23 protein-coding genes are annotated in these 24,987 nt (G+C 37.9%); 22 read left to right on the forward strand and 1 reads right to left on the reverse strand.

The features are described 5' to 3' along the window. Window positions 1-323 precede the first annotated feature (323 nt). From accD to ACFQIC_RS06730, 5 genes are all read left to right on the forward strand, one after another. Complete coding sequence (gene accD, locus ACFQIC_RS06710) at window positions 324-1,184, forward strand: acetyl-CoA carboxylase, carboxyltransferase subunit beta (RefSeq protein WP_204707375.1); 861 nt, start codon at window positions 324-326, stop codon at window positions 1,182-1,184. After that, window positions 1,181-2,143, forward strand: a complete 963-nt coding sequence (gene accA / locus ACFQIC_RS06715; protein WP_204707373.1) for an acetyl-CoA carboxylase carboxyl transferase subunit alpha — start codon at window positions 1,181-1,183, stop codon at window positions 2,141-2,143. Before accD ends, accA begins: the two co-directional genes overlap by 4 nt. 147 nt (window positions 2,144-2,290) lie before the next feature. Continuing rightward, window positions 2,291-3,250 (forward strand): 6-phosphofructokinase, encoded by a 960-nt coding sequence (pfkA, locus tag ACFQIC_RS06720; RefSeq protein WP_204707371.1) that lies wholly within the window; start codon window positions 2,291-2,293, stop codon window positions 3,248-3,250. A gap of 44 nt (window positions 3,251-3,294) precedes the next feature. Continuing rightward, window positions 3,295-5,055: a pyruvate kinase gene (gene pyk, locus ACFQIC_RS06725; RefSeq protein WP_204707609.1), complete on the forward strand. Its 1,761-nt coding sequence runs from the start codon at window positions 3,295-3,297 to the stop codon at window positions 5,053-5,055. 102 nt (window positions 5,056-5,157) lie between these two features. Next, on the forward strand, window positions 5,158-5,550 hold the full coding sequence (locus ACFQIC_RS06730) for an FxsA family protein (protein ID WP_204707369.1): 393 nt from the start codon (window positions 5,158-5,160) through the stop codon (window positions 5,548-5,550). Window positions 5,551-5,641: 91 nt separating this feature from the next. Here ACFQIC_RS06730 and ytvI read toward each other — a convergent pair whose 3' ends face one another. Further along, window positions 5,642-6,760 carry a sporulation integral membrane protein YtvI gene (ytvI, locus tag ACFQIC_RS06735; RefSeq protein ID WP_204707366.1) on the reverse strand — a complete coding sequence of 373 codons (1,119 nt, stop codon included), beginning with the start codon at window positions 6,758-6,760 and terminating at the stop codon, window positions 5,642-5,644. Window positions 6,761-6,955: 195 nt separating this feature from the next. On the opposite strand from ytvI, the gene citZ reads away from it, so the two are divergent. The 17 genes from citZ (at window position 6,956) to dnaI (ending at window position 24,972) form a co-directional block, all read left to right on the forward strand. Then, window positions 6,956-8,071, forward strand: a complete 1,116-nt coding sequence (gene citZ / locus ACFQIC_RS06740; RefSeq protein WP_204707365.1) for a citrate synthase — start codon at window positions 6,956-6,958, stop codon at window positions 8,069-8,071. Window positions 8,072-8,186: 115 nt separating this feature from the next. Further along, the gene (gene icd / locus ACFQIC_RS06745) at window positions 8,187-9,461 is read left to right on the forward strand and encodes an NADP-dependent isocitrate dehydrogenase (protein ID WP_204707363.1); all 1,275 of its coding nucleotides are present in this window, start codon (window positions 8,187-8,189) and stop codon (window positions 9,459-9,461) included. Window positions 9,462-9,477: 16 nt separating this feature from the next. Beyond that, window positions 9,478-10,416 carry a malate dehydrogenase gene (gene mdh / locus ACFQIC_RS06750; RefSeq protein ID WP_204707361.1) on the forward strand — a complete coding sequence of 313 codons (939 nt, stop codon included), beginning with the start codon at window positions 9,478-9,480 and terminating at the stop codon, window positions 10,414-10,416. 79 nt (window positions 10,417-10,495) lie between these two features. After that, the gene (locus ACFQIC_RS06755; RefSeq protein WP_204707358.1) at window positions 10,496-10,972 is read left to right on the forward strand and encodes a MaoC family dehydratase; all 477 of its coding nucleotides are present in this window, start codon (window positions 10,496-10,498) and stop codon (window positions 10,970-10,972) included. A 150-nt stretch (window positions 10,973-11,122) separates the two neighbouring features. Continuing rightward, window positions 11,123-11,446 (forward strand): hypothetical protein, encoded by a 324-nt coding sequence (locus ACFQIC_RS06760; RefSeq protein WP_390217002.1) that lies wholly within the window; start codon window positions 11,123-11,125, stop codon window positions 11,444-11,446. 986 nt (window positions 11,447-12,432) lie between these two features. Continuing rightward, a complete protein-coding gene (locus ACFQIC_RS06765; RefSeq protein WP_204707356.1) occupies window positions 12,433-13,128 on the forward strand; it encodes a response regulator transcription factor in 696 nt (231 codons plus the stop codon). Next, window positions 13,129-14,883, forward strand: a complete 1,755-nt coding sequence (gene pnpS / locus ACFQIC_RS06770; protein ID WP_204707355.1) for a two-component system histidine kinase PnpS — start codon at window positions 13,129-13,131, stop codon at window positions 14,881-14,883. A 181-nt stretch (window positions 14,884-15,064) separates the two neighbouring features. After that, window positions 15,065-17,713, forward strand: coding sequence for a DNA polymerase I (gene polA, locus ACFQIC_RS06775; protein WP_204707353.1), 2,649 nt, complete (start codon window positions 15,065-15,067; stop codon window positions 17,711-17,713). Between the two features lie 16 nt (window positions 17,714-17,729). Then, a complete protein-coding gene (mutM, locus tag ACFQIC_RS06780; protein WP_204707350.1) occupies window positions 17,730-18,554 on the forward strand; it encodes a DNA-formamidopyrimidine glycosylase in 825 nt (274 codons plus the stop codon). Between the two features lie 59 nt (window positions 18,555-18,613). Then, on the forward strand, window positions 18,614-19,213 hold the full coding sequence (locus ACFQIC_RS06785) for a manganese efflux pump (protein WP_204707348.1): 600 nt from the start codon (window positions 18,614-18,616) through the stop codon (window positions 19,211-19,213). 15 nt (window positions 19,214-19,228) lie between these two features. Continuing rightward, window positions 19,229-19,840, forward strand: coding sequence for a dephospho-CoA kinase (gene coaE / locus ACFQIC_RS06790; protein WP_204707346.1), 612 nt, complete (start codon window positions 19,229-19,231; stop codon window positions 19,838-19,840). Between the two features lie 128 nt (window positions 19,841-19,968). Continuing rightward, on the forward strand, window positions 19,969-21,003 hold the full coding sequence (locus tag ACFQIC_RS06795) for a glyceraldehyde-3-phosphate dehydrogenase (RefSeq protein WP_204707344.1): 1,035 nt from the start codon (window positions 19,969-19,971) through the stop codon (window positions 21,001-21,003). Window positions 21,004-21,241: 238 nt separating this feature from the next. Beyond that, window positions 21,242-21,619 carry an adenosylmethionine decarboxylase gene (gene speD, locus ACFQIC_RS06800; protein WP_204707342.1) on the forward strand — a complete coding sequence of 126 codons (378 nt, stop codon included), beginning with the start codon at window positions 21,242-21,244 and terminating at the stop codon, window positions 21,617-21,619. 127 nt (window positions 21,620-21,746) lie between these two features. After that, the gene (locus tag ACFQIC_RS06805) at window positions 21,747-22,124 is read left to right on the forward strand and encodes a cytosolic protein (protein ID WP_204707340.1); all 378 of its coding nucleotides are present in this window, start codon (window positions 21,747-21,749) and stop codon (window positions 22,122-22,124) included. 37 nt (window positions 22,125-22,161) lie between these two features. Beyond that, window positions 22,162-22,626, forward strand: a complete 465-nt coding sequence (nrdR, locus tag ACFQIC_RS06810; RefSeq protein ID WP_204707338.1) for a transcriptional regulator NrdR — start codon at window positions 22,162-22,164, stop codon at window positions 22,624-22,626. Window positions 22,627-22,682: 56 nt separating this feature from the next. Further along, window positions 22,683-24,014: a replication initiation and membrane attachment family protein gene (locus ACFQIC_RS06815; RefSeq protein WP_204707336.1), complete on the forward strand. Its 1,332-nt coding sequence runs from the start codon at window positions 22,683-22,685 to the stop codon at window positions 24,012-24,014. A gap of 25 nt (window positions 24,015-24,039) precedes the next feature. Then, on the forward strand, window positions 24,040-24,972 hold the full coding sequence (dnaI, locus tag ACFQIC_RS06820; protein WP_204707334.1) for a primosomal protein DnaI: 933 nt from the start codon (window positions 24,040-24,042) through the stop codon (window positions 24,970-24,972). The last annotated feature ends 15 nt before the right edge of the window (window positions 24,973-24,987 follow it).

Raw genomic sequence — 24,987 nt, forward strand, 5'->3', positions numbered from 1 at the left:
TGGTCTTAATCCGCGCCTTACACTATTAAATTGAAAGGCTTATGAAGGATTCATGAAAAGCAAGTGGAAGTATGTTTAAGTAAGCTTTAAACAACAATGTAATCATCCATTCTTTTATCATTGTGGTAATTAAACTCATAAGGTTCATAAAATTACATATTCAAATGTGAATCATATGAAAGGTTAGAAGATTTTTTGAAAAAACAATCAACAGAGCAAATACTTGCTCTATAAAAATAGATGAGCGAAACAAACTCTATAACGTTAGATATCATACAAAGGTATGACATAATAGAGACCCTTGTCCTAAAGGAGGAATCACCTTGCTAAGAGATTTTTTCAGCAAGAAAAAACGCTATGCTTCCATACCAAGTCAAGAAGCAAAGCAGGATGTGCCTGAGGGGCTTATGCAAAAATGCCCTAGCTGCCAAAAAATTTTTTATAGAAAAGAATTAATACGAAATATGAATGTATGCCCAAACTGTGATCATCACCATAAGCTAAGTGCTTTCGAGCGAGTGGAGCTATTGTTTGATGAGCAATCTTTTGAAGAATGGGATAGCCAAATGATTTCAACAAATCCTTTACAATTTCCAGATTATGAAGAAAAACTAGAAAAGGACCGTTTGAAATCCAATTTAAATGAAGCCGTTGTAACTGGGAAAGCCTCTCTTAATGGAATTCAAACAGCAGTTGCCATTATGGATTCACGTTTTCGAATGGGGAGTATGGGGTCGGTAGTTGGAGAGAAAATTACTAATGCCATAGAAAATGCAAGAAAACAAGGTCTGCCATTTATTATATTTACTGCTTCAGGAGGAGCGCGTATGCAAGAAGGTGTCCTAAGTTTAATGCAGATGGGAAAAACGTCGGTTGCCTTAAAGCGTCTCCAGAAAAGTGGTGGTTTATTTATTTCCGTAATGACTAATCCTACTACAGGAGGGGTTTCAGCGAGTTTTGCCTCAGTTGGAGATTATAATTTTGCTGAGCCAGGAGCCTTGATTGGTTTTGCAGGTCGCCGAATTATTGAACAAACCATCCGAGAGAAATTACCAGAAGACTTTCAAACAGCTGAGTTTTTGCTTCAACACGGTCAGTTGGACCGTGTGATTCACCGTCATGAGATGAAAGAAACGCTTTCTACGGTGTTAGATATTCACCATGAGGGAGGGAGCCAGGGATGAAGCATGTGTTAGAATTCGAAAAGCCTGTCATCGAGCTCCGTGATAAGATTACCGAATTAAAAAGACTTACGGAAGAAAGTGAAATGGATCTTAGTGAGGAGATCGATACTTTAGAAAAGAGATTGGAGAAGTTGGAAAAGGATGTTTACGACCAGATGGCTCCGTGGGACCGAGTACAAATGGCAAGACATCCTGAACGTCCGACAACTTTAGAATACATTGAACATTTATTTACTGATTTTCTAGAACTCCACGGTGACCGATTGTATGGAGATGACGAGGCAATTGTTTCAGGAATTGCTAAGTTCAAAGGACAAGCCGTTACAGTTATCGGACATCAACGTGGAAAAGGTACAAAAGAAAATATAAGAAGAAACTTTGGAATGCCCCATCCAGAAGGATATCGCAAAGCTTTACGATTAATGAAACAAGCTGAAAGATTTAATCGGCCAGTTATAACGTTTATTGATACAAAAGGTGCTTATCCAGGGCGAGCTGCAGAGGAAAGAGGACAGAGTGAAGCTATCGCTCGAAACCTTTTAGAAATGGCAGGTTTGACCGTGCCGATCATATGTGTCGTGATAGGTGAAGGAGGAAGCGGCGGAGCCTTAGGCCTAGGAATAGGCGATAGAATTTTCATGCTAGAAAACTCAACCTATTCTGTCATTTCACCAGAAGGTGCAGCAGCCCTCTTGTGGAAAGATTCAAACCTTGCGCAACGTGCAGCTGAAACGATGAAAATTACAGCACAAGATCTTAAAGAACTCCAAGTAATTGACGATGTTGTACCAGAAATTCGTGGAGGAGCTCATCGAAATATTAAGGACCAGGCGCTAAAAATAGAAAAGGTGATTGAGGATTCTCTTAATGAACTTCACCAAAAAAGTGAAGAGGAATTATTAGAAAACCGTTTTATAAAATATAAAAAAATTGGCGAATATACGTATCTTGATATATAATGAGACTCGCAAATTGAATTGTCCTTGATGAACGAAGTCGCACTTCATTATGTGCGACTTTTGTCATCTTATTAGGATGATGGCGCTTTCATGGACTTCCCTTTTGATTGGGTACAGTTTTAAAAGTAAAACTATGAGGTGATGAAGATGAAAAAAATTGGAGTATTAACAAGTGGCGGGGACGCACCTGGTATGAATGCTGCGATTCGTGCGGTCGTAAGAAAATCTATCTACCATGAAATCGAAGTTTACGGAATTAAACATGGGTTTCAAGGACTAATTGACGGTTCTATTGAAAAAATGGAAGTAGGTTCTGTAGGTGATATTATTCAACGTGGTGGGACCAAACTATATTCCGCTCGATGTGAAGAATTTAAAACAGAAGAGGGTCAGCAAAAAGGAATTGAACAGTTAAGAAAACATGAAATCGAAGGATTAATCGTTATCGGTGGAGACGGTAGTTTCATGGGAGCCAAGAAGTTGACTGAAAAAGGGTACCCATGTATTGGTGTGCCTGGAACTATTGATAATGATATCCCTGGAACCGATTTTACTATTGGTTTTGATACTGCTTTAAATACTATTATTGATGCCATTGATAAGATTCGTGATACAGCTACTTCTCATGAGCGTACGTATGTAATAGAGGTTATGGGTCGCAATGCGGGAGACCTAGCTTTATGGTCAGGTCTTGCGGATGGTGCAGAGAGTGTTATTGTGCCTGAAATGGACGATGAGTTCGCCGAAGTAATAGAACGATTGAAGAGAGGTCATGATCGTGGCAAAAAGCATAGTATCATTATTGTTGCTGAAGGCGCTGGTAGCGGTGTAGACTTTAGTAAGAGAGTCGAACAAGCAACGGACCTTGAAACGCGAGTGACTGTTCTTGGACATACTCAACGTGGAGGTTCTCCTACGGCATCGGATCGTGTATTAGCAAGCCGACTAGGTGCCTATGCCGTTGATCTTTTAATTGAGGGCAAAGCTGGATGTATGGTAGGCATAGAAAATAATCAGCTTGTAAATCATGATATTCTAGAAGTCTTAAATCGAAAGCATTCAGTAGACATGGATTTGTATCGATTATCCAAAGAACTTTCCATATAGTTATATGACTGTAAATAATGGTTTTAGAGGAGGAAATAAATATGATCAGAAAGACTAAGATTGTAAGTACGATAGGACCAGCTTCAGAATCCGTAGAGACCCTAACACATTTAATAAAAGCTGGTATGAATGTAGCACGATTGAACTTTTCACATGGTGATTTTGCGGAGCATGGAGCGCGTATTAAAAATATTCGTGAAGCTGCATCAGCAACTGGAGAAACGATAGCTATATTGCTCGATACAAAAGGTCCAGAAATTCGGACCGGTTCTCTTAAAGATGGAGAAGCTTATTTAGAAAAGGGCAACACAGTTTATGTAACGATGGAAGACATCCTTGGGGATGCTGATCGTTTTTCAGTTTCTTTTCCAGGTCTAATTGATGACGTCCACCCTGGTTCTAAAATCCTACTTGATGATGGGTTAGTAGAATTACAGGTAGAAGAGATTTTAAAAGAAAAAAATGAGATAAAGACTACGGTTCTAAATAATGGTATTTTGAAAAATAAGAAAGGCGTAAATGTTCCAAATGTTAGTGTTAACCTTCCGGGTATAACCGAAAAGGACGCAAAAGATATCGAATTTGGCATTGAACAAGATGTTGACTTCATTGCTGCTTCATTTGTACGACGTGCTTCGGATGTTTTAGAAATTAAGGAGTTACTCGAGAATCATCGTGCAGGCCATATTCAAATCATTCCTAAAATTGAGAACCAAGAAGGTGTCGATAATATTGATGAAATTCTTGAAGTGAGCGATGGGCTAATGGTAGCACGTGGAGACCTTGGTGTAGAGATTCCTCCTGAAGATGTACCGCTTGTTCAAAAAGCATTGATTCATAAATGTAACAAAGTTGGAAAGCCGGTAATTACAGCAACACAGATGCTTGATTCTATGCAACGTAATCCTAGACCAACACGTGCAGAAGCATCCGACGTAGCTAATGCGATTTTTGATGGTACAGATGCAATTATGTTATCTGGAGAAACGGCAGCAGGGGATTATCCAAAAGAGTCTGTTCAAACAATGAGTAATATTGCATTAAAAACAGAAACTGGACTAAATTATCAAGCGATCTTAAGTGAGCGTTCCAAGCATAGCGATATGACAATAACGGATGGGATCAGTCAATCTGTAACACACACGGCGATTAATTTAGCGGTTAATGCAGTGATTACACCTACACAGAGTGGTCATACAGCTCGAATGATATCAAAATATCGTCCGCAAGCACCAATTGTAGCTATTACATCTAGCGAGCGTGTGAACCGTAAATTATCACTCGTTTGGGGAGTATATGCCGTTATGGGACCTCAATCGCAGACTACCGATGATATGTTAGATGTAGCTATCGATCGTGGTTTAGCTTCTGGGATTGTTTCTCGTGGAGATCGAGTGATAATTACGGGTGGAGTGCCTGTAAATGAAAGTGGTACAACGAATCTTATGAAAGTACATGTAATAGGAGATGTACTTTTAAAAGGCCAAGGTGTTGGTCGGAAAAGTTCTTATGGACGTGCGATCGTAGCTGAAACAGCGGAGGATGCGATCGAGCGTGTAGAGGAAGGAAATATTTTAGTTACTCTTGGCACGGAACGTGATATGATGCCTGCAATTGAAAAGGCATCAGGAATTATTACCCAAGAGGGTGGATTAACATCTCATGCTGCAGTCGTTGGGTTAAGCTTAGGTATACCTGTTATCGTTGGTGTTGAGGATGCACTTACAAAGATTGATGATGGTATGGATATAACTATGGATAGTACACGTGGTGACATTTATGAAGGACATGCTAGTGTGCTATAATATAAAGTGAAATGAAGGCAGAGACTAAATCTCTGTCTTTTGCTTTGGTCTCTACTGTCTTTTAAAGTATAATAGAAGAAATGAAGTAGAAAGGAAGATCTTATGTTTCGCTGGTTATTGCTTTTAATTTTAATAGTACCAGCTTTAGAAATTGGATTACTGATATGGGCGGGAAATCTAATCGGTCCATGGTGGGTGATTTTACTCATCATTTCAACAGGTGTTCTCGGGGCTTGGCTAGCTAAGCAACAAGGTTTAGAGACCATCCATAATGTACAAAACTCAATGTCCCATCAGCAACTTCCTGGTGATGCACTTATAGATGGTGCCTGCATATTAGTAGGTGGAGCTGTATTGTTGACTCCAGGTTTTATAACGGATGCTATTGGATTTATGTTACTAATACCATCAACTAGAAAACCCTTGAAGCGAGTGATCCGTAAAGTTATTGAAAAAATGATGAATCGAAATACGATTACTATTTATCGAAGGTAGATTGGAAGCATATTGAAAAAATATTTCTTGAAAGTAGTAGAAGTGCAGCATGGTATCATCTGCACTTTTACTTTACCTGACTTTGGAACGCTTACATGCTTGGTTTACCTATAATAAATCTCCATAACTGAAAAGCCACACCAGAAGAATGCAAAGCTTTTATGAAAGCAATAATTGCTGGTGTAATTAAGATGGTTAACGCTCCCCATAGTTGGAACCCTAGGAACAAACCGATTAAAAGTAATAGGGGGGGAACTCCGAAGTGTGAAGCTAATATTTTCGGTTCAAAAACCTGTCTAGTCACTATAATGATCATATAAAGAGAAGTAAGTTGGATAGTCATAGGAAATTGATCGGTTATGAATGAATAGAAAATCCAAGGTACAAAAATAATCCCCGTTCCAATATAAGGAATAAAATCCACTAAACCTGCAACCAAGGCAAGGGTTAAAGGATGAGGGACTTGGAAAATGATTAACCCTATGTACACAATTCCTATTGTAATAAACATGAGAATGAATTGTGCTTTAAATAATTGTTTTATCGTATTTTTAAAATTTAGAGCAATGCGTTGAAAAGGGGAGCGAACGTTTTTAGAAATTGTATTATGGAGATAATTAGAAATTGTTTCCCAATCTTTACTGATAAAAAAAGTAGCAATGACAACGATACCGCATGCCATCAGAAGACCTGGCAAGCTTGCCAGCCCCCCACTAAACATTTGTAGAAAAGAGTGTAAGTACTCAATACCCAATTGGATCGCGCTTTGCTTCAATTCTTCTATATATTTATAAAATGACTCTTCCCAGGTAGGGTTCATAGAGCCAACCCATCGATTCACATAAGTTGAAGAGAAATCCATCCAAGTGATGAATTGGTCATGAATGACATTGATTGTTTGTACATAATCGGTAAAATCGCGATTTGAAAGGTTCTGAATCATATATACAATTTTTGTAATGAAAAAGATAGTTAGACTTATGAATATAGAAGAGATCAGACCTATCATGATAAGTATCGATAAGAACTTGGGAATCCGTAATTTATTGTGGAGCAAGTGAATAAATGGTTTTAGAAACCATGATAAGAGCCATGCCAACACAAATGGGAATAAAAATTTCCAAGTCATATATAGCAGAAGGATAATAATTATCCCACTAAGTAAGACTAAAAAGAAGCGTTGTATTTGTCGGAGGTTGAACTTGTCCATTTTACAGGCTCCTTTAATAGAATTTTAGGAAGAATTGCTATAAAATGTTGAGAATTAACCGGTTTCAATTCACATTCAAGTCAGAATCCTTTATAATTATCCGTGGGGAAGAAAAAGGATCAGTTTATAAACGATTAGTAAAGCGTTTTCTCGGACCAGGAGGGAATGTAGCATTATTTCAAAAGGAGAGATCTTATGGCATCAACTAAAGGTTTAGAAGGAATTACAGCTACAGAATCAACAATTAGTTCGATCATTGATGATAAACTGACATACGTTGGTTATGATATTGATGATTTGGCTAATCACTCTAGTTTTGAAGAAGTGGTTTACTTACTATGGAATCAAAAGCTACCGAATCAAAACGAATTGAAAAATTTTACATCAGAACTAACTGAAAGCATGAAACTTCCTAAAGAAATTATTGATCACCTAAAATCATATGACTTATCAACGGTTCACCCGATGGCTGCTTTAAGAACCGCTGTTTCAATGCTTGCGTTATTTGATTCTGAGGCGGATGAAATGGAAGAGGAAGCGAATAAACGAAAAGCTATACGCCTTCAAGCTAAGATCCCTACAATTGTCACGGCTTTTTCTCGTATACGTAAAGGGCTTGAACCTGTATCTCCCAAAAAGAATTTAAGCTTCGCAGCAAACTTCTTATATATGCTCAATGATAAAGAGCCAGAAGATGTTGAAGAGGAAGCAATAAATAAGGCACTTGTTTTACATGCTGACCACGAATTGAATGCTTCTACATTTACTGCTCGCGTATGTGTAGCTACACTTTCTGATGTTTACTCTGGTGTAACAGCTGCAATTGGTGCTTTAAAAGGGCCGTTGCATGGTGGAGCAAATGAACGTGTGATGGCACTTCTAACAGAGGTTGGTTCTGTAGAGAATGCGATCCCTGCTATTGAGAAAAAGTTAGAAAACAAAGAAAAGATTATGGGAATGGGACACCGAGTTTATCAAAGTGGTGACCCTCGTGCGAAGCATCTAAAAGAAATGTCTCGTGAGTTAACCGAGCTTACAGGTCATTCAAAGTATTATGAAATGTCTATTAAAATTGAGGATTATATTAAAGAAAATAAAGGTTTACCTGCAAACGTAGATTTTTATTCCGCTTCTGTTTATCATAGTCTTGGAATTGATCACGACCTTTTCACACCAATCTTCGCAGTGAGTCGTGTATCTGGATGGTTAGCACACATATTAGAACAATATGCAGACAACCGTCTCATTCGTCCTCGTGCTGAATATGTTGGACCTAAAGGGCAAACGTATACAGCTATAGAGAATCGATAGTCAAGCTGTTTTAATCGATATTGAATTAAACTTTTTATTGTGATTAATTTAACGTATGATGTAAATGGGCGTTTTATCCCTAACCAATCTAGTAATAATTTTAGGAGGATTTACTTTGACACAATCTCAGAAAATTTCAGTAGAACAAAATGGTGAATTAAATGTACCTAACCGACCGATCATTCCTTATATTGAGGGTGACGGAATTGGCCCTGATATTTGGGCTGCTGCAAGCCGTGTAATTGAAGCTGCTGTTGATAAAGCTTATAACAGCGAAAAATCAATAGAATGGAAAGAAGTACTTGCTGGCCAAAAATCTTATGATAAAACTGGAGAATGGCTACCAGCAGAAACTCTAGATACGATTCGTGATTATAAAATCGCGATTAAAGGACCGTTAACAACTCCAATTGGTGGAGGAATTCGTTCTTTAAACGTAGCGCTTAGACAAGAACTTGACTTATTTACATGCCTGCGCCCGGTTCGTTACTTTGAAGGTGTACCATCACCGGTAAAGCGTCCAGAGGATACAGACATGGCAATCTTTCGCGAGAATACGGAAGATATATATGCCGGTATTGAATGGCAACAAGGTACGCCAGAAGTTAAGAAAGTAATTGACTTCCTTCAGGATGAAATGGGTGTACATAACATTCGCTTTCCTGAAACTTCTGGAATCGGTATCAAACCAGTTTCTGAAGAAGGGACAAAGCGTTTAGTACGTTCAGCAATTGATTATGCACTTAACGAAAATCGTAAAAATGTGACCCTTGTTCATAAAGGTAACATTATGAAATACACTGAAGGATCCTTTAAAACATGGGGTTATGAAGTTGCTGAAGAGGAATACGGTGATAAAGTATTCACATGGGCTGAATATGATCGCATTGTTGAAAAAGAAGGTAAAGATGCTGCAAATGCTGCTCAGGATAAAGCAGAAGCTGAAGGTAAGATGATCGTAAAAGATGCAATTGCTGATATCTTCCTGCAACAAATCCTAACTCGTCCTAAAGAGTTTGATGTGGTAGCTACCATGAACTTAAATGGTGACTATATTTCTGACGCACTTGCTGCACAAGTAGGTGGAATTGGTATTGCTCCAGGAGCGAACATTAACTATGAAACAGGACATGCCATTTTTGAAGCTACACACGGAACAGCACCTAAATACGCTGGGCAGGATAAAGTAAATCCATCTTCCGTTATTTTATCCGGTGTTCTTATGCTTGAACACTTAGGTTGGAGAGAAGCTGCAGAGCTTATTTCTCAATCAATGGATAAAACAATTGGCAGCAAAGTGGTTACTTATGACTTTGCTCGTATGATGGAAGGTGCTACTGAAGTTAAATGTTCTGAATTTGGCGACGCTCTTATCAAAAATATGGGCTAAGGAAGGGGAACTATATATGGCTATTCGTAGAAATAAAATTTCTGTAATTGGAAGTGGTTTCACTGGTGCAACAACTGCACTTATGGTTGCTCAAAAAGAACTGGGAGATGTTGTTTTAGTAGATGTTCCAGATATGGAAGATCCAACTAAAGGGAAAGCACTAGATATGCTTGAAGCAAGTCCAGTACAAGGATTTGATGCAAAAATTACAGGAACAGCCAACTACGAAGATACAAAAGGTTCAGATCTTGTTATCATTACGGCAGGAATTGCTCGTAAGCCAGGCATGAGTCGTGACGACCTTGTGAATACAAATTCTAAAATTATGAAAAGTGTAACAAAAGAAATCGTTAAGTACTCTCCGGATTGCTACATTGTTGTACTAACAAACCCGGTAGATGCTATGACGTATTCAGTATTCCAAGAAGCTGGTCTTCCGAAAAATCGCGTCATCGGTCAATCTGGGGTATTAGATACCGCTAGATTCCGTACATTTGTAGCCGAAGAACTTAATGTATCTGTTAAAGATGTGACTGGATTTGTACTTGGTGGTCATGGGGATGATATGGTTCCACTTGTACGTTATTCTTTTGCGGGCGGAATTCCGCTTGAAAAGCTAATATCAAAAGAACGTTTAGATGAAATTGTACAACGTACTCGCACAGGGGGCGGAGAAATTGTCGGTCTATTAGGAAATGGCAGTGCTTATTACGCACCAGCTGCTTCCATCACACAGATGGCGGAAGCAATACTAAAAGATCAACGTCGTGTACTTCCTGCTATTGCTTATTTAGAAGGTGAGTACGGCTATGAAGGAATTTATCTAGGGGTACCAACAATCCTAGGTGGAGACGGTATTGAAGAAATTATTGAACTGGATTTAACAGAAGAAGAGAAAAAACAGTTAGATAAATCAGCAGAATCTGTTAAGAATGTTCTAGATGTATTAAATTAAAACAAAAAGGATTCGAGGTCTTATCCTCGAATCCTTTTTTAAACAGGGATTGAAAACGCTTTCCGTGAAGGGTGATCTTATGTTAGGCAAAAAAAGAAAATTAGGTAAAAAAATTCATGAATTAAAAGTAGGTGATTCATTTACATCTTCTTCAGTAATAGAAGATCGGGACTTATTAATGTACCTGGGCTTAACAGATGATGCAAATCCTTTATACATTCAACATGACTATGCGTCAGAGACACCGTTTAAACGACCGATTGTTCCAACAATTATGATTGTTGGTAAGATTTCATCAATGATTTCTATGGATCTCCCTGGGCCCGGAAGTCATATTATAAAACAAGAGTTGGCTTATCCAAAACCGGTATATCATTATAACGAGATTAAAATTACACTTGAAATAGCTTCCGTTTACAAAAAGGAGCATTATGTTGATCTAACGGTGGTTGGATATGATGAAGAAGGAGACGAGGTTGTGACTGGAAAGTTATCTGTTCACCCTCCTTATGAACCTAAATCGATGAATGCAAGTTCGCTTGAGAATTTTTATTAATACTATGAATAGCGGATGGTCTCATACTAACCGGTTTAGTTTAGGGAGAGAAAATTGCTAATATAAAGTAAACAAATTAGTATTGATTTTCAACGAGAAATTAGCATAAATAGCAAAAAAACGTTCAGAAATCATCTAAATAGTTCGGTTTTGGAGTACAAAAACATATGTAGAGGGAAAAATAGCAACAGAATTATCGAACCAATTAACATACTAAATAACATTACAATTGGTAAAGAAAAACGCTTGGACATTTTAATATCCAAGCGTTTTTCTTTATATTTTCTTCTTCAACTAAAGTATCCTTTACTTGAAGAGTCAGCTTCGAGAGATGTTGTTTCCATTATGGTTGAAAGCGTTTGGAAGTCCGGGAAATCACTCGCTTTCCATGGGCATGTGGCGAGCTTCCTCGGGCTATCGCCGATCATGTTCATCCCAGCTCTTACGCCTTATAAGGACGAAGGCTACATCTAGTTCATCAATCCTATCAGGCGTTATCCAGCTCCAGCGCCTAGCGGCTAGTGAAACTTCCCTCGCTTCTGTACGATAAGTCAACATCGAATCACGATGTTCTTCGTGTTTCCTTTATCTCCGACAGCTCAGTCCAGTCCATACGCCGCTGACCAAGGCGCCTCCGCTTTTAAAGGTGGAGTCTCGCGATTTCCCGGACCTCCTTGCCATTGTGAGGCAGACGGAAACCTCAGTAATTGGTTCTTCAAATTGTAGGCTATTCATAGATGGGAGTTTGCAACTGCACACTTGTTCCATATGGTGTAGCGAACACAGAAGACGACTCATGGCAGTAGGGCCGTTCATTAAAAGCAAAGGATGGGTGGCTAGGAAACGGGGGGATTCCCAAGCCCCCCATTCGATGTGTGAGAAACGAATCCCTTTCCCAGAAGGACTATCTACCACTATCAGTGTTCTATTGCAATGAACCTCTCTATATCAAGGATTTTAATAGGATAGCCCGCTAACAAGATTTGCATGCAAACTTAGGAATGGCTGCCTTTTCTTGAAGTGGTATCGAGACACTTATAAGGCAAAGGGGCGGAGGGAAAGCGAGCCGTTTCCCGCAGCCCCTACATTCACACAAACATCTCGAATTCAAGTCTTCAACAATACGGCTTCGTTAGTTTAATTGTAATCGTCCACAATTTCTCTATATATTTTAACATAAATCCCAATATTCCTTTTGCCATATAGCATGGGGGAGACGTTTCCCGTTACCCTTCCTCTGTCTTTACTAACGGAACCATTTTTTAAACTCTTTATCCAACAAGACTGCTCGATTATCGAATAAACTTCTTCCTGAATTCGGCAACTATCACCATGAACGTTTAACATAGTCTTATTTTTAAAATGTTATTTTTCTGTAAAAATTGTAAAGAGACGTGCTAATCTGTAAACTTCGATGTATGATGAAAATATACATAAAAGTTCATTGAGGGAGGATTATCGTGAAACAGAGAATTTTGATAGTAGATGATGAAGAATCAATAGTAACCTTGTTAAAATATAATATTGACCAAGCTGGATTCGATAGTGATGTGGCTTATACTGGAAGTTCAGCATTAGAGAAAGCTTCTACTACGACTTATGACTTGATCGTATTAGATGTTATGCTTCCTGAAATAGATGGGATGGAAGTTTGTAAACAATTACGTCAAAAGCAGGTGCAAACTCCAATCTTAATGTTAACTGCTAAAGATGATGAATTTGATAAGGTTCTTGGTTTAGAACTTGGAGCAGATGATTACTTAACGAAGCCATTTAGCCCGAGAGAAGTGATTGCAAGAATTAAGGCTATCCTCAGGCGTCTCGTTCGAGAACCCGCAGAAGAAACCATGCAAAAGATACAAGTAGCTGATTTAATTATTTATCCTGAACAGTACGAAGCCACAATCAAAGGTGAAGCACTAACCTTTACCCCTAAGGAGTTTGAGTTGCTTTACTATTTAGGGCGAAATATTGGACGTGTTCTATCGAGAGATCAATTACTTAGCAAAGTGTGGAATTATGATTTCGCAGGAGATACCCGTATCGTTGATGTGCATGTAAGCCATTTAAGAGAGAAAATTGAACCTGATACAAAAAAACCTGTATACATTAAAACGATTCGTGGACTTGGTTACAAAATGGAGGTTCCAAAGTAAATGTGGTCTAACACGAGACCTTTATTAACTTACACGGTATTGGTTGTTATCGTAATGGTTAGTTTGGGAATTTTATTAGCTCAATTAACACGAGGTTATTTTATTAATATTTTTGAAGAAAGGATTTCTATAGAAAGTGAGTATTTTGTGACGTCTATAGAAAACTTTTTGAAAGAAGATGATGTGACGAAGGAGTCTCTTAATGAATATAGTGAGGAATTAAATACGAGTATGATATTTCTTTCGGAAAATTTCGAAGTTATTATTGATACGGTAGGGGCGACTGAGCAGTTTTCCGATGAAGATAAACAGATGATTATTAACGTTGTCCGTAATAACGACCGCGAAATGGGTGAAGGGAAATTGTTAGATAATGTGTTCTATTATCCTACCTCCCAAACGATAGGCGATATTTCTGGAACACTTGTGCTTATCTCACCTGTAGAGTCTTTGTCAAATATAACAAAAAATATATGGTTAATTATTGGATTGACCTTATTACTAGGTCTTGTTGCTATTTTTCTTATAGGCTTTAATGTATTTTCTAAGTACATACGCCCGATCCGTTCAGCTTCAGAAGTAGCTAATGAATTGGCGATGGGAAACTACAAAGCTCGTACTTATGAAAGTCATTTTGGAGAGGCTGGTCAATTAAGTCAATCCATTAATATTCTAGCTAGAAACCTTCAAGAAATGACAAGTTCTAAAGGAATGCAGGAGAATCAGCTAGAAGCTGTAATTAATAATATGGGAAGCGGACTTATCCTTATTGATGAAAAAGGTTATATTCTTCTTGTGAATCGGGCTTTCTTAGATAGTTTTGGTGGGGAAAAGCTGGAGTATGTCGGATACCTTTATCATGATGCAATCCCTTATACTGTCATTCATGAGACGATCCAAAGCATTTATTTGTTTGAAGAAACGATAACTGAAGACTTTGTCATGCCAGTTCATATAGATCAAAAACATTTAGAGGTTACTGGCGCTCCTATTTTTAGTGAAGGTAATAAGTGGAAAGGGATTGTTCTCGTTTTCCATGACATTACAAATATGAAGAAGCTAGAGCAAATGCGGAAAGATTTTGTAGCGAATGTGTCCCATGAATTAAAGACTCCGGTTACATCGATTCGGGGATTTTCTGAAACGCTGCTGGATGGAGCCATGAAAGATGAAGCTATGCTTGAACAATTTCTTCAAATTATTTTAAAAGAAAGTGGAAGACTCCAATCACTTATTTTAGATTTATTAGAGTTATCGAAGGTAGAAAGAGAGGACTTTCACTTAGCGGTTGAGAGCATAAACATCCAACAGTTGTTGGATGATCTTTTACCGATCGTCGAGCATCAGGTAAAAGAAAAAAATATATCGATGCATAGTCATATTCAAGGTGAAACGATTGTGGAAGGAGATTCGAGCCGCCTAAAGCAAGTATTCATTAACTTAATAACCAACGCTGTGCATTATACTGGAGAAAATGGGTTAATTGATTTGACATTTGAGGATTATCATGACCATGTCATCATAAGTATTCAAGATAATGGGGTCGGGATACCTGAAGAGGAAATTCCACGTATCTTTGAACGGTTTTATAGAGTAGATAAGGCGAGAAGTCGTAATTCAGGTGGAACGGGGCTTGGGTTAGCTATTGTTAAACATATTATTGAAGCACACCATGGATCTATCCAAGTTGAAAGTGATGTTGACGTAGGGACAATCTTTCATGTCAAACTTTTTAAAAAGTTTACAAAGGATTAATAAAAATATAAAAATTTAATAACGTTTCATTGTTATGCTATTTTTGAAACCCTTTCATCCAAGGTGTTTTCTCTTTTGGGCAGAAGCTTCCCTCGCTTCTGCTCTTTTTTGTAGATTTTTTCTTCTTTTATTGGAACATGGTAGAATAAAGGCAGTTAAGTTTTAAAGAGGAGCTGAAAAAATGGCTGAAAAAGTAGTTTTAATAGATGGAAATAGTATTGCTTATCGAGCGTTCTTTGCTTTGCCTTTATTAAATAACGATAAAGGGGTTTATACCAATGCGGTCTATGGTTTTACTACAATGTTATTGAAAATATTGGAGGAAGATAATCCTGATCGATTACTTGTAGCGTTTGATGCAGGAAAGACAACTTTCCGTCATGAAACTTATTCCGAATACAAAGGAGGGAGACAAAAGACTCCCTCTGAACTTTCGGAACAATTCCCTATCTTAAAGGAATTGCTTGATGCATTTGGGATTACGTATTATCAGCTAGATCAATTTGAAGCAGATGATATTATTGGTACCCTAGCCACTCAAGCTGAAAGCGAGAATTTTGATGTGAAAGTTATTTCTGGAGACAAAGATTTGCTTCAGCTAGTTTCAGATCGAATCAAAGTTAGCCTTACCAAAAAAGGAATTACAAATGTGGATACATATGATCCTTCATTTATGGAAGAGAAGATGGGCGTACGACCGGATCAGATTATTGATTTAAAAGCCCTTATGGGAGATAGCTCTGATAACATTCCAGGTGTTCCGGGAGTTGGTGAGAAAACTGCGGTTAAATTACTGAATCAATTTGATAAGTTAGATTGTGTCTATGAAAGCCTTTCTGAAGTAAGTGGCAAAAAACTTAAAGAAAAGTTAGAAACTAATAAAGAAGATGCCTTCATGAGCAAACAGCTTGTTACAATTGAGCGAGCAGCTCCTATTCAAATCGGGTTAAATGATATTCTTTATAAAGGGTATGAGAGTCAAAAAGTTGCGGCGATTTTCAGAGACCTGGGCTTTCAATCATTAATTAATAGAGTATCCTCTGATCAAGAAGGTTCAGATGAAAATTCTACACCTGAAGAGTGGGACGCGATTAATGTGGAAGTCATTCATGAAGTCAACAAAGATATGTTTACTGGTGAAGAAGCGGTCGTTGTAGAAATGCTGCACGAAAACTATCATCTGTCGCCAATTGTGGGGATTTCGATTGTGAATGCTGATCATCATTTTTTTATAACGATTGAGGATGCTGAAAAATCAATCGTATTTAAGGAATGGGCAGAAGATCCATCGATGCAGAAATGGGTATTTGATGCTAAGCGAACGTTAGTAGCATTAAAGCGTCATGAAATCTTGATAAAGGGAATATCATTTGACCTGTTGTTAGCCTCTTACTTAATTAATACATCTGAAAACAATCACGATGTACCTTCGATTAGTCACAGGATGAATGAGAGAGCGGTTCAATATGACGAGGAAATTTATGGCAAAGGTGCTAAGTTAAAGGTCCCTGAGTCTGAAAAAGTGCTGCATGAGCATGTTGCTAGAAAAGCATTGGTTCTTTATCATTTAAAGGAACCGATGGAGAATCAATTAAAAGATAATGAACAGTTTAAATTATATCAGGAATTAGAAATGCCTTTAGCTTTAATTTTAGGAGAAATGGAACATCGTGGAGTACAGGTTGATATTGATCGTTTAGAAAATATGGGCAGTGAGTTAGAGGGTAGATTAGCGGAAATCAAATCCGAAATTTTTGAGCTTGCTGGAGAAGAATTTAATCTAAACTCCCCTAAACAACTAGGACCGATATTGTTTGAAAAACTTGAACTTCCGGTCATTAAAAAAACGAAGACAGGTTATTCAACATCTGCAGACGTATTAGAGCAGATACAAGACCAACATGAGATCATTGCTAAAATATTACTTTATCGTCAGCTTGGTAAACTTCAATCAACGTATATAGAGGGCTTATTAAAAGTAGCTAATAAGAATACAAGTAAGATCCATACCCGTTTTAATCAGGCACTAACACAAACGGGACGCTTGAGTTCAATAGAGCCTAACCTGCAAAACATTCCAATCCGTTTAGAAGAAGGGAGAAAGATTCGAGAGGCTTTTATTCCATCGAAGAAAGATTGGGTAATGTTTGCTAGTGACTATTCACAAATTGAACTTCGAGTACTTGCTCATATTGCACAGGATGAAAAATTAATGAATGCATTTAAAGAAGGTAAGGATATCCACACTCAGACAGCAAGCGAAGTTTTTGATGTTGCAGGGAGTGAGGTAACTTCTGAGATGCGTAGACATGCAAAGGCTGTAAACTTTGGTATTGTATACGGAATTAGTGATTTTGGATTGTCCCAGAGCCTTGGAATTTCAAGAAAAGAAGCTAAACAATTTATTGAGAAATATTTGGACAGCTATCCAGGTGTTAAAACTTATATGGAGGAATCTGTTCGTGAAGCTAAAAGACTTGGCTATGTAACGACGTTTATGAATCGTAGAAGGTATTTGCCTGAGATTACAAGCCGTAACTTTAACCAACGAAGTTTTGCAGAGAGGACAGCAATGAACACTCCTATTCAAGGAAGCGCGGCTGATATTATTAAACAAGCAATGATTGATTTAGATCATCGGTTGAAAGAAGAAAATTTAGAAGCACGTATGCTCCTTCAGGTTCATGATGAATTAATTTTAGAAGCTCCAAAAGAAGAAATTGATCAATTAAAAGAGGTCGTTTCAGAAGTTATGGAGCAGACGGTTGAGTTGGATGTACCGTTAGAAGTGGACTATTCTTATGGACCAACTTGGTACGATGCAAAGTGAGTGAGGAGAAGTAAGTATGCCTGAATTACCGGAAGTAGAGACTGTAAGGCAAACGTTAAAACAATTGATTATCAATAAAGAAGTTCAAGAAGTTTCGATTTATTGGAATAATATTATTAAACAGCCGAGAGATCCCGATGACTTTCGAGCATGGGTTCAAGGACAGACTATTCGGGACATTAATCGAAAAGGAAAGTTTCTTATATTTGAAATGGATCACATCGATATGGTTTCCCATCTTCGGATGGAGGGGAAGTTTGGCGTGTACGATTCATCGGTTCCTAAGCCTAAACATACCCATGTCATCTTTCACTTTACTGATGGCTCAGAATTACGCTATGATGATGTGCGTAAATTTGGAACGATGCATTTATTCGAGAAGGGTCATCAATGGCAAAATAAACCATTGAATCAACTAGGACCTGATCCCTTTGATCCTGATTTCACAGCCAACTATTTTTATCGAGCCTTACAAAAGACCTCGCGCAATATTAAAGCTGTACTGCTTGATCAAAGCGTAGTAGCTGGGTTAGGAAATATTTATGTTGATGAAGCCTTGTATCGTGCTAGGATTCATCCGGAGAGAATAGCTAATCAACTTACTTTTGAAGAAGCGCGCGGAGTTCGTGATGCTAGTACGGAAACCATTATTGAAGCAGTTAAGCAAGGTGGTACAACCATTCGATCTTACTTAAATGGTCAAGGTGAAATGGGGATGTTTCAACAGCAACTTCGAGTTTATGGAAAAGAGGGGACAGATTGTCATGGATGCGGTAATGCGATTCTTAAATTAAAAGTCAGTGGTCGAGGAACTCATGTATGTCCTAACTGCCAGCAGTAACACATAATGGTTATTTGCCCATATACTATCTCACATTGAAAATTTCAGAGGTGAGTTAGATGGGGACCATACTATTTACGCTATTATTTGTAATTGCTGTTAGCATGGATAGCTTTGGTATTGGTTGTATGATCGGATTGAAGCAGATACATTTGTCATTAAAAGGAATTTTCGGGATTGCGATTTTATCGGGGTTGTGTTTTTTAGGCTCGGCTAGTATTGGTTACATTCTACTGCCATTTGTAGAAGCTGAACTTTTTGAAAGGATTGGTGCATTGGCTTTTATTGGTTTAGGTCTCTTTTTTATATGGTCAAACACAAGACATCCTGTTCAAGATGACTCTGATCCCATATGGATGCAACCAACACGTGTATTACAATCTCCCGAAGCGGCAGATGTGGACCATTCAGGTGGCATTAAGGGAAAAGAGGTCTTGCTTCTAGGAATTGCTCTTTCTCTTGATACTATAGGAGCAGGTATAAGTGGGGTATTTATAGGGATTCCTCCATTTTATACAGCAGGCCTTATTGTACTTATGACCAGTCTTATGCTTTATGGAGGACTGAAAAGTGGAGCGAAGTTAAGTAAGCAGGTTGACTACTTCTCAGCATTACCCGGGCTCTTACTTATCATCATAGGACTAATCAAACTTTTATAAGAAGGGATGAATAGGATGGGAGTAGTTATCGGACTTACAGGGAGTATTGCTACTGGTAAAAGTACAATATCCCAAATGTTTCAATCGTTCGACATTCCTGTAGTAGATGCAGACATTATTTCAAGAGAAGTCGTTGAGATTGGAAAGCCTGCCTATCATCAAATTGTTGAATGTTTTGGGGAAGAGATTTTGAATGAGGATCGTACATTGAATCGAAAAAGGTTAGGGCAAGTTATTTTTAAAGATCCAAAAAAACGTAAATATTTAAATGATATTGTCCATCCCCAAGTACGAATAGAGATACTTCGGCAAAGGGACGAGTATGTAAAGCGAGGCGTGAAGGCAGTTGTTCTAGATATCCCCTTGCTGTTTGAAAGTCAACTCGCTCACTATGTTGACCGGACTTTAGTCGTTTATGTTGACGAAGAAACTCAATTAAAAAGGCTTAAGAACCGTGATGAATCATCGGAAGAAGAAGCGCGTGATCGTATACAAGCACAAATTACAATTAGTAAAAAAGCAAAAATGGCTGATGAAATCATTGATAATACAGGGACAGTTAAAGAAAGCTTTCAACAATTACAACAGATACTGGTTAATTGGCATGTCCTAAATGAACCTGATTGAGTGAACACTCTGTCAGGTTTTTATTTTTCAAAATAAATGCTAAACAAACTCACACAAACGCTTTCAATGTGTTATACTATTTTTGAAAAAATAATTTAAAGTATAACACATACGGGAGGCCTGGCTTTATGGAGAAAACAAGAGTAGCAATTAACGGTATGGGGAGAATTGGGAGAATGGTCTTCAGAAAAGCAGTCTTAGATGATTCGATTGAGCTTGTAGCTATTAATGCGAGTTATCCCGCAGAAACAATTTCTCATATGTTAAAGTATGATAGTATCCATGGACGTTTTGATGGTGAAATTGAGGCAACTGCTAATGGAATCTTAATAAATGGAGATAAAATACAATTATGCTCTGAGAGGGATCCTTTACAACTTCCTTGGAATGAGTTGAATATTGATATTGTAATTGAAGCTACTGGTAAATTTAGGACACAAGAAGAAGCATCTCTTCATCTACAATCTGGTGCTAAAAAAGTTATCATAACTGCTCCGGGTAAATCTGTAGATGCAACGATTGTCATGGGAGTCAACGAAGAGGTTTACGATCCAAATGAACATGATGTGATTTCCAATGCGTCATGTACTACGAATTGCCTAGCACCAGTAGTGAAAGTGTTAGAAGATCAGTTTGGTATAGAAAATGGACTTATGACGACCGTTCATGCTTTTACAAACGATCAAAAGAATTTAGATAACCCTCATAAAGACTTACGCCGAGCAAGAGGGTGTACACAATCGATTATCCCGACTTCTACAGGAGCTGCTAGAGCACTTGGGGAAGTTATACCTTCTTTACACGGAAAGCTAAATGGGGTTGCTCTAAGAGTGCCTACGCCAAATGTATCACTAGTCGATTTAGTAGTGGATTTAAAGACGGCTGTTACAGAAAAAGAAGTAAATGAAGCTTTTTGGAATAATAGTAAAGAGAGAATGAAGGGGATTCTTGAGTATAATGAGGAGCCGTTAGTGTCTATTGATTATACGACTTCACCCGCTTCCGCAATTATTGATGGTTTATCTACGCAAGTTATGGGGGAAAGAAAAGTGAAAGTTTTAGCTTGGTACGACAATGAGTGGGGGTACTCTTGCCGGGTAGTTGACTTGGCGAAGCATGTTGGAAATTTATTGAAAAATGAAAAAGCGGCAAAGGTATCTTAAATATTAGCCGATTTTTTCATTGTATTTTATAATAGAAAGTATCCATCCTTTTAAACTTGAAATGTTTCTTGCAAAAATGGGATAAACCGTATATACTTTTTTTGACCTTCTGAATTCTGTTCATTTCATGTCTGCTCAAAGGGTTAGGACCTCTCAGGACTAACTTTCCCCCGTGGTAGTACATGTCTGTATATTTAGAAGAGACATTAGTCACTGTACAAAAGGGGGATCCTTTAAAATGGATACAATGGGAAGACATGTAATAGCTGAATTGTGGGATTGTAATGAGGATAAACTAAATGATATGAATTATATTGAACAAGTTTTTGTAGATGCTGCATTAAAAGCGGGGGCCGAAATTAGGGAAGTTGCTTTTCATAAATTTGCTCCTCATGGAGTGAGTGGGGTAGTTATTATTTCAGAATCGCACTTAACAATCCATAGCTTCCCAGAACATGGTTACGCAAGTATTGATGTGTACACATGTGGGGACCGAATTGACCCTAATGTTGCTGCACAATTTATTGTAGACGCTCTAGAGGCTGGCAGAAATGAAACGGTCGAAGTACCAAGAGGAATGGGACCTGTAGAAGTTGAACAGTCAAGGGCTTTATAATATAAAAAAACACACAGATGTCTGTGTGTTTTTTTATATTATAAGTACTAGATGCTTAGCTTTTCTTTTTATCAAAACGTGTTAAAATAAAAACAGATCATGTCGAATTTTTGTAAGGGGTTATGTCGTGAAAGGTTTTATTTCTAAATATATTAGCACTCATTCTGAAACAAGTGAAGACCATAAAGACTCGTTCCTTAAAACGCAATATTACAAAGCAAAACGAGATGAAATATTCCATGCAGTAGAAGAAATGTTTCCTTCTCCTTCTGAAATTGTAGCAGTTTCTAAAGAAAGAGGAGAAATAACGATAAAGTACAAAGGAAGTAGAAAAGCCTTTATTGTAGCAACTATTATTATGGTTCGTCCTTTTCAAACGGCAGTGGACTTCTCAGTAACTACGGATTCTGGAGGTCCAATTGATTTTGGTTTTAGTAGAAAGTTAATTATAAACAGTTATGAGAAATTGGATCATCAATTTTCCAAGGTTGATCAAGCCAAATGATATACTGAAGATATGAAAAAATGTGGAGATGATTGTTTTGAAGTGTCCAAATTGTCACTATAAAAGCACCCGTGTACTAGACTCAAGGCCCATAGAGGATGGGCATGCGATCAGACGTAGACGGGAGTGCGAAAAGTGCGATTTTCGTTATACTACATTTGAACGTGTAGAAGAAGTTCCTCTCATTGTTGTTAAAAAAGAAGGCACCCGGGAAGAGTTTAGTCGAGAAAAACTAATGCGGGGGCTTATTCGAGCATGCGAAAAGCGTCCGGTTGCTGTAGAAGAACTCGAAGGAGTTACTCAAGATATTGAGAAAGAACTTCGTAATCGTGGTGTTTCTGAAGTACAAAGTAAGGATATAGGGGAAATGATCATGGGAAGGCTTTCCACTATTGATGAGGTCGCTTATGTTCGATTTGCATCTGTTTATAGACAGTTCAAAGATATTAATGTATTTATTGATGAATTAAAAGAATTAATTAAACATGAAGATAAAGGATGAGCCCCAATGGCTCATTTTCTTTTTTCAATATAAATTAAAGAAAGGGGGCGAATCATTTGGATTCCTCTATCGGTAAGTTACTCCCTGTTGACGGGTTTAGATTAACAAAAACAGGAGTAACACCCAAAAATGAACATTGGTCCTTAACTCACCTGTATCAACCTGTAGTTGGTCAATTGGCTATTTCTCTTTATCAATTTCTATGTAACGAATATGATACAAGTGAACACAACCATCTTCAGACACATCATATGTTAATGACATTCCTTTCAACTCCTCTTGATAAGATTTATGAAGCGAGACAAAAGCTCGAGTCAATTGGATTGTTATGCACATTTGTAAAAGAAAATGAAGATAGAGTTTATTTATATGAAATTCGTCCGCCTTTCTCAGCTGAAGAATTTCTTAGAGATACTTTTCTTTCCTTGCTTCTTCAACATGAAATTGGAGCGGATAAGCTTAAACTTTTACAAAAGAGGTTTATCAAGCAACAGGTTTCGACTGAAGGATATGAAGAGGTAACGGTATCTTTTGATCACATGTTCCATAAAGGTCTTCCTTCTTCGTTCACTCAAGAAAAACCAGTTGATCAATCGAATCGTGAAACTAATAAAACGAACAAGGGACCTGTTTTTTTAGAACATCGTATCGATTTTGAATGGTTGCACGGGGCACTTAAACAGCGTATGTACCCAGCTAATAAGATATTATCTGGTGACAATCGCAAACTGATTCTCCAACTTGCAGCTCTTTATAATCTAACTTCTATAGAAATAGAACGTGCCCTTACGTGGGCTATTGATGATGAAAATGAGCTGAATTTGGAAGAATTTAAAGCTGCCTGCCATGATTTCATGAGAAAAGAAACAAAGAAGGCTGACCAGGTTATCAATCAACGTGAAAAGCTAGCTAGTACTACGAATGAATCTAGTAGTAAAGAGGATCAATTCGTGCAATTGTTAGAACAAATATCCCCACAAGAATTATTAGAAGACCTTTCTAGTGGAAATCAAGCAGCAGACCAAGACGTCCGAATGATAAGAGATGTGATGACTGAACAAGGCTTATCTCCAGGAGTTATGAACGTTCTCGTCCACTACGTACTGTTAAAAACAGATATGAAGCTTTCCAAATCTTATTTAGAAAAGATTGCAAGTCACTGGGCTAGAAAGAATGTAACAACTGTTCGCCAAGCTATGAATTTAGCTAAAGCGGAACATCAGAAGTATCAGCAATGGGGCCAACAAAAGAATACTTATAAAAAGAAAAGTACAGAGGTCATCCCAGAATGGTTTAAAAAACAGGATCAAAAAAGGGAACAAGAAGAGACTTCCTCAGTTGATACATCTAATTTGGAAGAAAGAATACGGAATCTGTCTAAAAAGTAATGAAATGTAAGGGGGGCAACCCGAATTGGAACCGATTCAAAAGTCTTTAAAACGATGGATGAAGAATCACAAACAATTTCAACAGCGCTTGGATCATATGAAACGGGAAGTATTGCAAGATGATGACGTGAAAGCTCTAATTTCGGCTCATCCTTCGTTAACCAAGGAAGCCATAGAAAAGCAGTTGATAAAGTTTTATGAATATCAATCACAGTCCAAGAATTGCGAGAAATGTCCTTCTAGAGAAGCATGCATTAACATCTTGCAAGGTTATACACCAGAAGCGAAAGTAGAAGGTACGGAATTGAAGCTAACTTACAATAAATGCTATCGAGAGATCAACCATGAACAAAAAAGAAAGCAAGAATCCTTGGTAAGTAGCTTGCATATGCCAAGAGAAATTCTGGAGGCAAGGCTCGAACGGTTAGACTTAAAAGATACAGATCGAGGAGCGGCTGTTGAAAAGACGATTCAGTACCTTGAGGGAATTAAGGAAGAACTTCCAGGTAAGGGTCTTTATTTTCATGGACCTTTTGGTGTCGGGAAAACGTATTTCCTAGGAGTTATTGCTAATGAATTAAGCAAGAAAAATATTTCATCGATGCTTATTTATATGCCGGAATTTGTACGTGAAATGAAGGCATCAATTAAAGACGATTCCATGAACAGTAAGGTGGATGCATTTAAGAAATCACCCGTCCTACTGTTGGATGATATTGGTGCGGAGTCTCAGTCAGCCTGGTTTAGAGATGAAATTTTAGGGTCCATTCTACAATATAGAATGATGGAAAGACTTCCGGTGTTTTTTACTTCAAACTACAGCTTGAAAGAGCTGGAAAAAGTATTAATGACAAGTAATCGTGGGGATGTTGATCAAGTTAAAGCCCAGCGTATAACAGAGCGTATTCGTCAATTAAGTGAAATCGTAACGGTAGAAGGAAGAAACCGACGAGGTTAAAGCGATAGGCTTTAC

The organism is Halobacillus seohaensis, from assembly GCF_042663045.1.
In the GTDB taxonomy this organism is placed as follows: domain Bacteria; phylum Bacillota; class Bacilli; order Bacillales; family Halobacillaceae; genus Halobacillus_A; species Halobacillus_A seohaensis.

Bases quoted from the DNA above. Each gene is read 5' to 3' on its own strand.
- mutM (WP_204707350.1), top strand. From the start codon at position 17,730: ATGCCTGAATTACCGGAAGTAGAGACTGTAAGGCAAACGTTAAAACAA.
- polA (WP_204707353.1), top strand. From the start codon at position 15,065: ATGGCTGAAAAAGTAGTTTTAATAGATGGAAATAGTATTGCTTATCGA.
- pfkA (WP_204707371.1), top strand. From the start codon at position 2,291: ATGAAAAAAATTGGAGTATTAACAAGTGGCGGGGACGCACCTGGTATG.
- ACFQIC_RS06730 (WP_204707369.1), top strand. From the start codon at position 5,158: ATGTTTCGCTGGTTATTGCTTTTAATTTTAATAGTACCAGCTTTAGAA.
- speD (WP_204707342.1), top strand. From the start codon at position 21,242: ATGGATACAATGGGAAGACATGTAATAGCTGAATTGTGGGATTGTAAT.
- mdh (WP_204707361.1), top strand. From the start codon at position 9,478: ATGGCTATTCGTAGAAATAAAATTTCTGTAATTGGAAGTGGTTTCACT.
- coaE (WP_204707346.1), top strand. From the start codon at position 19,229: ATGGGAGTAGTTATCGGACTTACAGGGAGTATTGCTACTGGTAAAAGT.
- pnpS (WP_204707355.1), top strand. From the start codon at position 13,129: ATGTGGTCTAACACGAGACCTTTATTAACTTACACGGTATTGGTTGTT.
- ACFQIC_RS06795 (WP_204707344.1), top strand. From the start codon at position 19,969: ATGGAGAAAACAAGAGTAGCAATTAACGGTATGGGGAGAATTGGGAGA.
- ytvI (WP_204707366.1), bottom strand. From the start codon at position 6,760: ATGGACAAGTTCAACCTCCGACAAATACAACGCTTCTTTTTAGTCTTA.
- citZ (WP_204707365.1), top strand. From the start codon at position 6,956: ATGGCATCAACTAAAGGTTTAGAAGGAATTACAGCTACAGAATCAACA.
- accA (WP_204707373.1), top strand. From the start codon at position 1,181: ATGAAGCATGTGTTAGAATTCGAAAAGCCTGTCATCGAGCTCCGTGAT.
- ACFQIC_RS06755 (WP_204707358.1), top strand. From the start codon at position 10,496: ATGTTAGGCAAAAAAAGAAAATTAGGTAAAAAAATTCATGAATTAAAA.
- ACFQIC_RS06785 (WP_204707348.1), top strand. From the start codon at position 18,614: ATGGGGACCATACTATTTACGCTATTATTTGTAATTGCTGTTAGCATG.